At 69.7% G+C, this 13,271-nt stretch carries 13 protein-coding genes; all 13 read right to left on the reverse strand.

Annotated elements, in window-relative coordinates:
* Positions 1-79: 79 nt before the first annotated feature.
* Complete coding sequence (locus tag ABTX62_RS22060; RefSeq protein WP_352117762.1) at positions 80-2,671, reverse strand: hypothetical protein; 2,592 nt, start codon at positions 2,669-2,671, stop codon at positions 80-82.
* A gap of 120 nt (positions 2,672-2,791) precedes the next feature.
* A complete protein-coding gene (locus tag ABTX62_RS22065; protein ID WP_352117763.1) occupies positions 2,792-3,448 on the reverse strand; it encodes an OmpA family protein in 657 nt (218 codons plus the stop codon).
* An 8-nt stretch (positions 3,449-3,456) separates the two neighbouring features.
* Positions 3,457-4,041, reverse strand: a complete 585-nt coding sequence (locus tag ABTX62_RS22070) for a hypothetical protein (RefSeq protein ID WP_352117764.1) — start codon at positions 4,039-4,041, stop codon at positions 3,457-3,459.
* Positions 4,042-4,075: 34 nt separating this feature from the next.
* The gene (locus ABTX62_RS22075) at positions 4,076-4,672 is read right to left on the reverse strand and encodes a pilus assembly protein TadG-related protein (RefSeq protein ID WP_352117765.1); all 597 of its coding nucleotides are present in this window, start codon (positions 4,670-4,672) and stop codon (positions 4,076-4,078) included.
* Positions 4,672-4,902, reverse strand: coding sequence for a hypothetical protein (locus tag ABTX62_RS22080; RefSeq protein WP_352117766.1), 231 nt, complete (start codon positions 4,900-4,902; stop codon positions 4,672-4,674). Before ABTX62_RS22080 ends, ABTX62_RS22075 begins: the two co-directional genes overlap by 1 nt.
* A 145-nt stretch (positions 4,903-5,047) precedes the next feature.
* Positions 5,048-5,998: a response regulator gene (locus ABTX62_RS22085; protein ID WP_352117767.1), complete on the reverse strand. Its 951-nt coding sequence runs from the start codon at positions 5,996-5,998 to the stop codon at positions 5,048-5,050.
* 29 nt (positions 5,999-6,027) lie between these two features.
* On the reverse strand, positions 6,028-7,431 hold the full coding sequence (locus ABTX62_RS22090; protein WP_502997996.1) for a sensor histidine kinase: 1,404 nt from the start codon (positions 7,429-7,431) through the stop codon (positions 6,028-6,030).
* A 637-nt stretch (positions 7,432-8,068) separates the two neighbouring features.
* On the reverse strand, positions 8,069-8,956 hold the full coding sequence (locus tag ABTX62_RS22095) for a DUF5936 domain-containing protein (RefSeq protein ID WP_352117768.1): 888 nt from the start codon (positions 8,954-8,956) through the stop codon (positions 8,069-8,071).
* A gap of 16 nt (positions 8,957-8,972) precedes the next feature.
* Positions 8,973-9,917 (reverse strand): type II secretion system F family protein, encoded by a 945-nt coding sequence (locus ABTX62_RS22100; RefSeq protein WP_352117769.1) that lies wholly within the window; start codon positions 9,915-9,917, stop codon positions 8,973-8,975.
* 9 nt (positions 9,918-9,926) lie between these two features.
* Positions 9,927-11,264: a TadA family conjugal transfer-associated ATPase gene (locus tag ABTX62_RS22105; RefSeq protein WP_283969455.1), complete on the reverse strand. Its 1,338-nt coding sequence runs from the start codon at positions 11,262-11,264 to the stop codon at positions 9,927-9,929.
* A gap of 24 nt (positions 11,265-11,288) precedes the next feature.
* Positions 11,289-11,645 (reverse strand): TadE/TadG family type IV pilus assembly protein, encoded by a 357-nt coding sequence (locus ABTX62_RS22110; protein ID WP_352117770.1) that lies wholly within the window; start codon positions 11,643-11,645, stop codon positions 11,289-11,291.
* A complete protein-coding gene (locus ABTX62_RS22115; RefSeq protein WP_352117771.1) occupies positions 11,642-12,034 on the reverse strand; it encodes a pilus assembly protein in 393 nt (130 codons plus the stop codon). Before ABTX62_RS22115 ends, ABTX62_RS22110 begins: the two co-directional genes overlap by 4 nt.
* A complete protein-coding gene (locus tag ABTX62_RS22120; protein ID WP_352117772.1) occupies positions 12,031-13,263 on the reverse strand; it encodes a CpaE/TadZ family protein in 1,233 nt (410 codons plus the stop codon). Before ABTX62_RS22120 ends, ABTX62_RS22115 begins: the two co-directional genes overlap by 4 nt.
* Positions 13,264-13,271 lie beyond the last annotated feature (8 nt).

The raw sequence follows: 13,271 nt of genomic DNA on the forward strand, positions 1-13,271 counted from the left end.
GACTGGGGCATCGGTTGTGCGTCACGGGGTGACGGCTTGCGAGCCGTCACCCTCCTTCTCGTCGGCGCCCGGCCTACTCTCATTCCAGACCCAGGTACTCCAACGCCCCCTTGGGGTTGTCGTTCAACCGGTTCCAGTCGATTTCCTCGCCTCGGCTGTACTTCGCCTCCAGCGCCCGCTGCATGTCGCCCAGCTGCTTGGCCGTGAAGTTCGCCTCACCGATTCGAGCATCAACTCCCTTTGCGTTCATGAGCTGGGCAGGAGAGACCTTCTGCCCCTTGATGGGCCGAAAAACCTCAGTCCACTTATCCGGCTTGTCGATCTCGACTCGGGTCGTTCTGCCCGGATTCGCCTTTTCCCACTCGGAGAGTGTGTTGATCTTCCCGACGAATTCCGGCTGCCGCGTCGGGTTCACCGTGTTCTTCACTTCGACCAGGTGCACCCTGCCATCCCGCCCCTTGTACAGGACATCGGCGTCCGGCACGTCCGACACATCCACGGTTTCTCCGGGCGCGACCTCGACCTGACGCCGGTTGTGCTCCGAGCCGACGGCGGTGTGCACGGTGCTGTCGGGTGCCGCGTCCTCCGAGGCGCGCCGCACGCCACGCACCTCGGCGAGCATTTCCTCGAGTCTGCTGGCGGTACGCGCGTTGGTCACTTCGGAGCCGAGCTTGCTCGCGCCCGCCCGGTCGACGTTCTTGCGTCCTGCGAGATCAGTGAGCTCGTCGAGCGCGGCCGCCGCCTGCTCCTTGCCGATCTCCTTCTTGCCAGGGTTGTCCTTTGCGTTCCTGACGAAGTCGTCGATGTTGCGCTCGTCAATACTGAGCCTGCCCTGCTTGATGGCGGCCTTCGCCGCCTCCGCCTGGGCCTCCAGGGCCAGTTGCTGTGCCTCGTCCGCCTTCTCCCGGGCATCCTGGGCCCGCTCCTTGGCCTCCTCGTCGCAGCCGTCCTCGGCGAGGATGACGTACGGAGAGTCGGGCGGCCCGGCGGCGAGGATCGTGGTGCCTGTGCCGGAGGACCCGGTGAGGAGGCCAGTGGTGGTACCGGGTGGGTTGCCGCCGTACGGGATCCGGCGAGCCGGCGCCGCGATGGTGCAGCCCGACTCCCGGGCCTGCTTCTCGGCCGTGTCCGCGGCCTCGTCGGCGTCCTTCGCCGCCTTCCGAGCACCCTCGGCATCGCCCGCCTCCGCAGCCTTGCGCGTCTTCTCGGCCGCGTCGGTCGCCTTGTCGAGGGATTCGCTCACCTCGGCCAGGTTCTTGAACTTGGTGAACTTCGTGATGGTCTTCGGGCTGAAGATGCCGATGAAGTTGACCACGGTGTTGCCTGCGGAGGCTCCGTAGTTGCCCTTCTCCCAGTTCTCCTTGTCGACGAACGTGTCGGTCGCCAGGTCGGACACGAAGTCCTCGGGCGAGTTGACCCAACCCCAGACGGAGGAGACGTAGTTCCCCTTGTCCCACTCCTCGCCCAGCTCGTCGGCCTTGTCGCCCCACCAGTTCGTGGTGTAGCCCTTCAGGCCGTTCCAGGTGTCCTTGACCGAGCCGACGGGGTCGCTGACGACGTCCATGGTGCTGGCCAGGAAGCTCTTGGCCGGGGCCACGAAGAAGCCTCGAACATGGTCCATGAACGTCCTGTCATGGCGTTCCTGGTCATGTACCTCGTCCCAGAGCGACCTCTCGTCGAACGGCCCCGGAGCGAGTGGGACCGTGTCGTTCGACCCCGCGCCCTCATAGGTGATGATCCGAGTCGACCACGCCGGACCACCGTCGCTGGTGTCGCCGTCCGTACCATTGCCGCCGTCTGTGCCTCCCTGGCCACCCGCACCGCCCTGGGTGGCCGAGTCGCCTTCGGCAACCGCCTCGCCATCCGCGCCCGAACCACCGTCTGCCCCCGCACCGCCGTCCGCGTTCGCGCCACCCTCCGCGTCCGCGCCGTTGCCGTCCTCAGTGCCGTTGCCGCCGTCGTCCGCACCACCCGGCTGCCCGGCGTCGTTGTCCCCGGCCGCATCCGTGCCCGTTCCATCGCCCTGCGAAGCGGGGCAGGCCGTGCCCGTCACCGAGCAGACCGCGGACTGGATGCCGTCGGCGATACGCCCGCCCAGGCCGCCCACCGACAGTGCGACGATGATCGCGGCGACCACCGCGATGAGCCCCGCGTACTCCACCGCGGTCTGGCCCTCGTCCCGCCGCCAGCGGATCATCCTCGCCGGGCTGAACGCCCGGCGCTCCTCCCTGTCCTGAGGAGCGCTCTCGAACCACTCACCCGACCGGGCCCGGCGCAATAGCACGATGACCGCCACCGGCATCGCCGCCTGCGTGACGCCCCGCAGATCACCGTGCAACAGCGTGCCGAACGACAGCCACACGATCCACGCCTGTACGGCGATCAGTGCACGACTCGTCCACACCCCGCCCCGCCACAGGCGCCGGGCCAGGTAGACCCCGGCCACGCTGGGCAGCGAGTCGTACACCAGGATCCCGAAGATCTCCCCGGAGTAGTACGTCACCACCGACAGCACGGTGACCACGTACAGCACCGTCAGCGCGAACTGCACCCACAGCAGTACCTGCGCCCAGCCCAGCTCCCTCGGCAACGGCGAACGCCGGCTCCAGGACGGGCTGTTCTGTGCACCCCACATCCCGCCCGGGGGTATCGGGTCACCGGCAGTGGACATGCGCGACCTCGGCTCGGCTCGATGAACGGCTGTTCAACACGGACACCGAGCCGAGGCTAAGGAACGTCGATCACCCACGCATGGGCCCGTGGCCCCAACGCCGGACCCACTTTCGGTGGCTCAGCTGTCCGTGCGCGGGAAGGAGACCTCGACCCGGCGGTTCTTCTTGCGGCCGGTTTCCGTGGAGTTGTCGGCGATCGGGTACTGCTCGCCGTAGCCGCGCACCTCGTACGTGACGTTGGAGTCGGTCAGTTCCTGGTCGAGGACGTTCTGGACGGCGTCGGCCCGCTTCCTGGACAGGACGTCGCCGTGAGCGGAGGAGCCGAGGTTGTCCGTGAAGCCGAAGACACGGATCTTCGTCGCGTTCTGTGTCTTGATCTCGGTGGCGATCGCGAAGATGCGGGTCTTCGCCTCGCCGCTCAGTTTCGCGCTGTCCTTGCCGAAGAGGACCTCGGCCTGGAGGGCGAACTTGACGCGGGCGTTGGTGTCTTCGCGGCGCTCGTCGCCGCTCTGGTCTTCGACGACCTGTTTGATGTCGAGGACCTTGGGTTCGGCGAGGGTGGCGCCCTCGGGGATCTTCAGATCGGGGTCGTTGGGGTCGACCTCGACGGGGGCGGAGGCGGAGGCCTCGGTGCCGGGGAGAATGCCGGGGGTCTCGTCGGCGTGGGCCGAGACGGCTCCGTAGAGGTTCGCGGCGACCATGAGGCCGGCGGCGGTGAGGACCAGGGCGAGGCGGGGAGTCGCCGTCGCCGCTCGGGTGCGTGTGCGGGTTTCCATGGCCGGCCTCACCCGGAGATCTTGATGGTGCCGCTGGAGAACGTCGGCAGTTGCACGGTCACGTCTGTGGTGCTGGTGGGTGGTGCAGGGAATTGCATGAATACCGGAAGGACCTGGCCGGCCTTAAGCGTTCCGAAACCGGTTGTCGTCAGTGGCCGTCCATCCGTGTCGCGGAGCACGTAGTAGCGCTTCTTCCCTTTCGAATCTACGAGGGTGGCGCCACCCAAGGAGGGGCCGTGTTTGATAACTTCTGTCTCATCGCCGCTCATCTGGGACGGGATGACTACTGATTTTTCCCCGTCGTTCTTCAGGTTCCCGCTCACAGTGATGAAACCGCCCGCGTCCCTGGCGGCGGAAGTGACCTGGAGAAGAAGCCCTTCTGTGCCCTTGAGTTCGGCCAAGGGCGTCTCGGACTGCCCCTCCTGAGCACTCGGCTGGGATCCGCCTCCCTTGGAAGCGGAAGCCGAAGGGTTCGGCTTCTTGTCTTCACCGTCACCACTGCCGCCACACCCGGCTGCCCCGAGGGCCAGCCCGGCCACTACGGTCAACGCGACAATCCCCCTGCGGGCGTTCCCAGTGAACCGAATGCTCATCTGTAGGCTTCCTTCATCACTCGTCGTTCGCTAGTCAGTCGGCCAAGTGGACGTCGAAGAGGTCCTCGGGCGCTGGGAGATCTGTGAGGTCGTCGGGCCTCAAAATCCACTTCTGGCCGGAGCAGTCGAGCGTGGGCAGCGCGTCTACTGGGGCGTTCCCCGCAGGAAACTCGAAGCTGCAACGCGACTCGATCACCGCTATGGCGGAGGCTTCCGCGTACTGGTTCTCCGTGCCAGGGACGATGGACTTTCCAACGGGTTCTCTGGACTGGACGTCAACTTTGTAGCTCAAAGACCGGGGACCCTGACCGCAACTCCGCACTTCAGCGTCATTATGCGCCGCAAACTGGTTTGCACGTGCGCACCCGTCGAGTGCTGCACCACGGCCGTTGAAGATGTCATCCCACGTGGCGGGGTCGAGCACCTTCTCAAGCCACTCACCTGCGAGCTTGTCCCGGGTCTCTTGCGCTGCCGCGAGCGCCGCCGCATCCGCGGCCGTCTGAGCACCATTCCGATTCACCGCGGCCTGCCCAACCGCAAAGTACGCCAACGCAAGGAAGAGCAGGCCTGCCGCCATCGTGATGTAGATGGGGAAGGCCTGCCCTGCGTCGCCATACCTGCGTGTATGCATCAGGTGATTTCGTTGATCTTCTCCTGGATCTTGTTGAGGATCGTCTGACCGATGTTCGTACCGGTGATCGCCAGCACGATCGCCACCACCACCGCGATGATGCCCAGGTACTCGACCGCCGTCTGCCCCTTGTCGCCGGCGCGGCGCTGCATCGCCTCGACCGTCGTGTTCTTCCAGCCGTTCACGCGGACCTTGGTCGCGACGGCGGTCTTCAGCATCAGGTCGCTCATGGTGTTCCCCTCCGGGTTCGGCTGTGTCGCTTTCGACACGGGGAAGGTACGGCGGTACGACCAGTCCGCCAGAGGGCCCCTGGGCCCAATTCCGGGCCCAATGGCTCGGGCCCAACCAGCTGTTCGCGCACAGTGTCACCGACGATCACCCCCGTCCCCGGTGTGCGTCCGGCGCCGTGCCGATCCACTTCGCGGCGGCCTCGGAGCGGCTGGTGCTGTGGAGCTTGGCGAAGATGCGGTTGATGTGGTTCTTGACGGTCTTCTCGCTGATGAAGCAGGTGGCGGCGATCTGCTGGTTGTTCATGCCGGACGCGATGAGGTCCATGATCTCCGCCTCCCTGGTGCTCAGTTGGAACCGCGACCTGTCGGGAGCGGCCGGACGGCCACTCGTCCACCCAGACGAAGACTGTCCCACATGCGGTTGCACTTGCGAAAGGTTTTCTGGAGAAGAGTGTGGAGCTGTGTTGAAATGCACTGGTGAAGCGGGCTGTTGAGTCGGTATATACGACTGGGTGGAAGTGGAAAGTCCGTATGCAGTCGCACTTGACGACTGCCCCAGGCCCTCCGGGAGGGGTGGCGCCGGGGCCCTGTCCTGGCGGAGTTGGGCCAGCAGGGCGCCCGCCGCCGTGGGAGTGAAGTGGGCCCGGCCCTCCTTGATGCCCCGTACGGCCTCGACCAGTTGGTCGGCCGTGAACTCGCCGTGGACCAGGTAGCCGCCCGCTCCCCGTCGCAGGGCCTCCTGGACGATCTCCGACTCCCTGCTGTAGGTGAGCATCACCACCGGGGCGATCCGCACCAGGTACGGCAGGGCCGAGATGCCGTCCACACCGGGCATGCGGACATCGAGGAGCACGACGTCCGGGCGGTGCTGGTGGGCGGCCTCGACGGCCTGGCGGCCGTCGGCGGCCTCCGCCACGACCTCGATGTCCGCGCGGCCGGAGAGCAGGGCGGTGAGGCCGGCGCGGACGACGGGGTTGTCGTCCGCCACGACGACCCGGAGACGGCGGGTCGGCCGGGCCGGTTGCGGGAGGTCGGCGAACGGGTCGTGCGGTGGCGGCTGCGGGGCGCCGGTGGGGTGGGGTGTGTGGTCCGGCATCAGGGGCCTCCTCTCGGGTCGTACGGTCGTCATGCGGTGGGGGTGGTCAGGGCGGCCAGGGGGAGTTCCAGGCGGACCTCGGTGCCCTGAGGGTGGCCGCCGCGGCCTATGCGGATGCGGGCGCCGACCGAGGCGGCGCGTTCGACCATGCCGACCAGGCCGAAGTGACCCGCTCGGCGGAGTTGTTCGAGGGTGGTGCCTGGCGGGAGGCCGCGGCCGTCGTCGTAGACGCTGATCCGTAGCAGGTCGCAGTGGACCCCCGCGCAGACGTCGACGCGGGTCGGGTGGGCGTGGCGGTGGGCGTTCTCCATGGCTTCCGAGGCGATGGTGAGGAGCTGGCGGGCCACGGCCGGCGGGACGGGTGGCACGGCGTGGGCGCCGGTGGGGCGGTAGACCGCGGGGAGGCCGGTTCGGGCGCTGAAGTCGCGGGTCCGGGCGGCGAGTTCGACGAGGACGTCCGTGGCCTGGGACGGGTCCGATTCGCGGCGCAGGTCGGCCAGGAGTTCCCGGGATTCCGCGGCGGCCCGGCGGGCCGAGCGGGCGACCAGGGCTGCCTGCTGTCTCACCAGGGCCGGGTCCATGCGGTCGGCGCCGGCCGAGCCGGTCAGGCCGTCGGCCGCCAGGGCCACACCGTGCAGGGTCTTGGCGACGGAGTCGTGCATCTCCCGGGCCAGGCGGGCGCGTTCGGCGCTGACCGCCTCCGTCACGGCGAGTCGTGCCTGGACGGTGGTGAGGGCCTGGGTGGCGGCGCCGAAGCGGAACATGAGGTTGCGGAGGCTGGAACCGACGGCTCCGGCGATGACGCAGAGTCCGGGCAGCAGGGCCGACTCGGTGAGGCCGGGGGCCGGGTTCTCCTGTGCCGCGTGGACGAGGAGCAGCAGGAGCGCCTGGACGGAGGCGAAGACAGCGGCGCCCCGCCAGCCGTAGACCAGCCCTGCCAGGAGGGGGGTGCAGACGCTGACGTAGGCGAGGGTGCTGTCGGGGCCCGCGGCGATGAGGAGGAGCGACCCGAAGAGGGTGTCCGCGGCGAGGAGGGAGGGGTGGCGGAGCAGGAGCGGGCCGAAGCGCTCCCAGTCCCTGAAGAGGACGTAGGAGGTCATGAAGGTGACGACGACGGCTGCGCCGACGAGGCGGGTGGGGAGGCCGTCGTTCGCGTTGACCAGGGCGGTGGGGGTGGCCAGGGCGATCATGGCCAGGCGGAAGCCGAACACCTGCCGGCACATGGCCTGGAGGGCGTTGACCTGGATGTCGATCGCGGGGTGGGCGGGCATGCCGACGGTGCCGGGTGCTCCGACCTCGGCCCGGCTCAAGCCCCCGGACGCACCGACCACGCCACCGCCATCGGACGCCCTGACCTCGGCCGCAACCAAGCCCCCGGCCGCACCGACCACGCCACCGCCATCGGACGCCCTGACCTCGGCCGCACCGACCACGCCGTCGTCGTCGTCGGGTGCGGTCGGCCCCTGCGGGGTCGCGGCGCCGGCCCACCGGCCGTCCGCAGGACCTTGCGGCCCGAAGTCGGCTCGTGGTGCCCGATCGTCCTTCGGCCGTCCCGCCGAACCACGTGTCCCGTTCCCGGCCGGTCCACCGTTCCTGGCTGTTCCACCGTTCCTGGCTGTTCCACCGTTCCTGGCTGTTCCACCGTTCCCGGCCGGTCCACCGTTCCCGGCCGGTCCACCGTTCCTGGCCGGTCCACCGTTCCCGGCTGGTCCACCATCCCCGACCGGTCCACCGTCGTCCCCGGTCAATCCACCACCCCCGGCCGCCGGCACCGGGCGTTGCCCAGGGGATACCGCCTCCGCGCGAGGCGGCCCCGCCCTCCGGCGTCCGCCCCCCTTGATCCGCAGGGTCGGCTCCCCGCCGGCGAGGGCACCGGCCGCCTCCCACCCGGGCGGCAGCGCGGGCGTCACCGAGGTCACCGGTACGTCCGGCGCGCCCGTGCGGACATGCGCCGGCAGCACCGTCCCCGCCGGAGGTGTGGTGATCTCCGGTGTCCGCTCGGCCCGGCGGCGTCGACGGCCCAGCAGCCCCGTCCGCTCCCCTGTCATCGACATACCGTCGCCCCCTTCCCTACTTCCCCGTCACCGAGCCGAAGTCCGTGCCCGAGCCGAGGATCAGGCCCGCGCCGAGCAGGAGCATCGTGGCCGGAACCATGAAGGTCGTGATCATCATCGTGGCCTTGGGGACGGCCCGGGCGGCTTTGCGACGGGCGTTCTGGGCGTCCGTGCGGCGCATGTCCTTGGCGAGGGACACCAGCGTGTCGACGATCGGCGCGCCCAGTTCCTCCCCCTGCTGGAGGGCCGTCACGAACATCGCCACCTGCTCGGAGTCGTTGCGGCGGCGCAGTTCCGCGAAGGCTTGGCGGCGGCTCACGCCGAGGTCCATCTGGCGCAGGGTGATGCGCAGTTCGTCGGCCCAGGGGCCCTCGTACCGGGAGGCGACCCGGTCCAGTGCCTGGCGGAAGCCGAGGCCGGCGCTCACCACGACCGCCAGGACGTCCAGGAAGTCCGGCAGGGTCCGTTCGATGACGTCCTTGCGGATGCGGATCGCCGACCAGATGCCGACCTCCGTCCAGAACGCGCCGAAGGCCAGCAGAAGCAGGGCGACGAACAGCTGGCCGCGCATGAGGAAGACCAGGAAGCCCACGGCCCCGAGGAAGCCGTAGACCACCCGCCGCGCGGCGTACCGGTCGATCGTCAGGCCGCCGGGGTTGCCGGCGAGGTCGATCTTGCGGCGGTACCTGGCCACCTGCTTGGGGCCCATCAGGCGCAGCACCGCGGGGGCGTAGCGCATGCCGAGGCGGTCGACGAGCGAGTCGACGGCGCCGGTGCGGGTGGAGCCGACCTCCAGGGCCAGGGCGAGGTCGCCGGGCAGTTTGGCCTCCGCGCGGTACATGCGGAGGCCGGCGAACACGCCCCAGACGCTGAGGCCCGTCAGCAGGGCGAGGAGCAGTCCCATGGTTGCCTCCGGGCTCTCAGACGTCGATGCGGGACAGTCGGCGGATGAGGACGAAGCCGACGGCGTAGAGCGAGAAGGCGATGATGACCGCCGCCTGGCCGAAGGCGGAGCCGGTCATGCGGTCCAGGGCGCCGTCCTTCACCCCGTTCATCAGGAACAGCGAGCCGACGCCCAGGACCGGGACGGCGTACGACGTCATGTTCACCTGTGACAACTGCGTCCGCACCTCCCGCCGCGTCTCCTTCCGCTCCTCCAAGGTCTCCGTCAGGTTCCGCAGCGCGCTCACCACCTGCCCGCCCGCCCGGTTCGACAGCACCAACGTGGTGACCAGCACCACCAGCTCACGGGACGGGAGGCGGTCCGCCAGTTCCCCCAGCGCGTCGTCCATCGAGGCGCCGACCGCCAACTGGTTCGACACCTTGCCCAGTTCCTCGCCCGCCGGGGCTTCCATCTCCTCCGCCGCCATACCGATCGCCGTGCGCAGGGCGAGGCCCGCCTGGGTGGCGTTGGCGAGGATCCGGGCCATCTCGGGGAGCTGGTTGATGAACTTCTCGATGCGTTTCTGGCGTTGCCAGTTGAGGAACTGGACGGCGACGCCGACGCCGAGCAGACCCGCCAGCGGCCCGAAGAACGGCGCCAGGGCGGCCTGGCCGATCAGCCACAGGCCCGCGACGGTGGCGAGCATGTAGACGAAGAACTCGCCCGGGGTGATGTCCAGGCCGGTCGCCGCCAGGCGGAGTTCCAGTTTCTTGCCGAGCTTCGTGCGTCGCAGGCGGCGGTCGATCCCGCGGAAGTTGCGGCGCCGGCCGCCGACCGGGATCTGGCCGGTGGCGGACAGGCGGTCGACCAGGGCCTGCCGCTGTGCCTTGCCCATGGCGTAGGAGTGCAGGCCGGCGACCACGAGGACGCAGGTCAGCAGTGTGACGCCGGTGGTGAGCGTGATGAGCGATTGCAGTTCCATCGGTCGGTCCTACCTGGCTTCTCGGGTGGCTAGCTGGTCCGCCGACCGGGCGATGCCGAACGCCTGTGGGAGGGGCTGGCTCGCCATGTAGAGGCGGTCGGCGGTGCGGCGCGGCAGCGGGAAGTACTCGAAGGCGCCGTGGATACGGCCGTCGGAGGTCATGGGCTGTGCGGCGAAGCGGGCGACCGTGACCAGGCGGTACGGGTCGCTGCCGTGGCTGTCCATCAGCGCGACCTCGGTGATGCGGCGGGCGCCGTCGGCGAAGCGGGTCAGCTGCACGATGACGTCGACCGCGCTGTTGATCTGGTCGTGCAGCGCCACGAAGGGGATCTCGACGTCCGACATGGACGCCAGGGTCTGGAGCCGCATCAGCGCGTCCTCGGCGCTGTTGGCGTGGACGGTGGCGAGTGAGCCGTCGTGGCCGGTGGACATCGCCTGGAGCATGTCGAGCGACTCGCCGCCGCGGACCTCACCGACGACGATCCGGTCGGGGCGCATCCGCAGGGAGTTGCGCACGAGGTCCCGGATGGTGATCTGGCCCTTGCCCTCGACGTTCGGGGGGCGTGACTCCAGGCGGATCACGTGGGGCTGCTGGAGCTGGAGTTCGGCGGAGTCCTCGATGGTGATGATGCGTTCGCCCTCGGGGATGAGGCCGGAGAGGGCGTTGAGCAGGGTCGTCTTGCCGGTGCCCGTCGCGCCCGAGACGATGATGTTGAACTTCGCCTGCACCAGGCCCGCCAGCAGGTACAGCATGTGCTCGTCGAGCGAGCCGAGGCCGATCAGCTCCTGGAGCGTGAAGGAGCGCGGGAAGCGGCGGATGGTGAGGGTGGCGCCGGTCAGGGACAGCGGCGGGATGATGACGTTGACGCGCTCGCCGGAGGGCAGGCGGGCGTCGACCATCGGGTTCGACTCGTCCACCCGGCGGTTGACCGTGGAGACGATACGCTCGATGGTCTGCATGAGCTGGTCGTTGGAGGCGAAGCGCAGGGGCAGTTGCTCGACCCGGCCGCCGCGCTCCACGAAGATCGCGTCCGGGCCGTTGACCATGATCTCGGTGATGGACGCGTCTTCGAGGAGGGGCTCCAGGATGCCCAGGCCCAGTGCCTCGTCGACCACCCTGCGGATGAGCTGCGAGCGTTCCACCGTCGACAGGACCGGGCCTTCGCGGCTGATGATGTGCCCGAGCACCCGCTCCAGCCGGGCCCTGCGCTCGGCGGCGGCCAGCGAACTCATCTCCGCGAGGTCGATCTCCTCCAGGAGCTTGGCCCGGTAGGAGGCGACCATGTGGCCGTCCTCGCCCCGGTTGCCGTTCTCCTCGGGGGTGTTGATACGTGCTCGCAGGCTCATGAGTGCGGTGCTCCTCGCTCTGGCTCAGTGGTCGCGCGGCATCGTGGCGGTCTTGACGGCGGGGTCGAACTCCCAGCCCGGCACGAGGGACGGGATCCGCACGGTGGCCGTGACCGTGACCTCTTCCCCGCCGATCGACGCCGGGCAGCTCGTCCCGTCGGCCAGCCAACTGCTGACCGCGGCGCGGCAGTCCGCCTCGTGCGGTCCGTCCAGCGACGCGCTGCGTGCCCCGGTCCGGGCCGCCGTGCCGGCCTGCTGGGCCGTGTAGGCGATCAGTCCGAGCTGCACGGCCGCCAGGGCGACGAGCAGCAGGATCGGCAGGAAGCCGATGTACTCGATGGCGACCTGGCCACGGTCGCGGCCCTTGCGGATACCGGTCATCTCGGTTTCGCCTCCTCGACCGCCCCGGCATGGCCGCGGACCGTGAACCCGAAGGACAGCGTGCCCGGGAAGAGGATCGGCACTTCCAGCCTGACGTCGGCCGTCACATAGCCGGAGCCGCCGCAGGTCACGGTGGCGCCGGATCGCCACGCCTCCGACAGGTGCCTGAGCCCGGCCTCCTCGCACGCCCCCGGCCGCGCCCCCGGCTCCGCCGCCGTCGCCTGCCGTACCGCCTCGTCCGCGGCGTTGCCCGCGAGGATGAAGGTGTAACCGACGAGGACCGCCTGCCACAGGGCGATGAGCGTCACGATGATCGTCGGCGTCATGCCGAGGAACTCGATGGTCACCTGGCCCCGGTCCCGCTCCCGCTCTCTCGAGGGCACGTTCATCCCTCCCTCCTCCGCCGGAAGCTCACCGCCCCCCGGCCCCCCTTCTGGGCACCGTCGGGGGCTTTGACCAGGCCCAGCTCCCCCGCAAGGCCCCATAGGGCCTGCTTCACCGAGCTCTTGCTCTCCAGTTCGTGGACACGGCCCGCGTCGACGACGCTCTGCAGTTCCTTGAAATTGGCGGGGACCACGGTGGCCGCGACCGCCGTGCCGGTGATCTTCTGGATCAGGGGCGGCTGGATCTCCGTGGCGCGGCTGTGCCGGTTGACGACGACGGTGGTCTCCTCGGCCTTGCGGATCTGCAGCCGGTCCCACATCCGCACGGCCCGTTTGGCGCCCCGGACGGCCACCACGTCCGGGGTGGTGACCAGCAGGGCCCGGTCGGCCATCTCCACGGCCGCCGCCCCGGCGCCGCCGAGCTGGGCGCCGCAGTCGATGACGACGACCTCGTAGCGCGAGCGCAGGGCGCTGACGATCTGCCGGGCGGCGCGGTCGGTGACGTCCTCGCCGCGTTCCCCTTCGGCGGGGGCGAGCAGCAGGGCCAGGCCGCTGTCGTGGCGGAAGACGGCGTCGGCGAGGACGCGGGGTGAGATGTCGGTGATGGCGGCCAGGTCGACGACGGAGCGGCGGAACTGGACGTCCAGGTAGGAGGCGACGTCGCCGGTCTGGAGGTCCATGTCGACCAGGGCGGTGCCGCGGCCGGAGGCCTGGGCGGCCAGTGCCAGCTGGATCGCGGTCAGGGTGGTCCCGGCTCCGCCCTTGGCGCCGCTGACCGTGACGACGGTGCCGCCGACGCCGGTGAAGACGTCGCCGCCGGCGCCCAGGTGCCGTCGTACGCCGACGGACCACTGGGCGACCGCCTGGACGCGGCTGGCGAGTTCCTCGTAGCTGAGCGGCAGGGCGACCAGGCCGCGAGCGCCGTAGTCCATGGCGGCCTGGAAGAGGCCGGGGCTCGCGTCGGAGGTGACGAGGATGACGCCGACGGCCGGGAAGCGCAGGGCCACTTCGCGGATCAGCTCCAGCGCGGGGACGGGACCGATGCGCTCGTGCACGACCACGACCTCCGGCAGCTCGTCGACGGACTCGGCGGCCAGCCGGGCGAGGGTGTCGATGAGCTGGGTGGAGTCGACCACCGGGGCGACGGGCTCGGCGTCCGGGAGCTGGCTGAGCAGCGTCGTGACGGACCGGACCGCGTCCGCGTCACCGACTGCCGGGAGGATCCTCGTGGGCATGGCAGCCT

This window comes from Streptomyces sp. NPDC096046 (assembly GCF_040303285.1).
Taxonomy (GTDB): domain Bacteria; phylum Actinomycetota; class Actinomycetes; order Streptomycetales; family Streptomycetaceae; genus Streptomyces.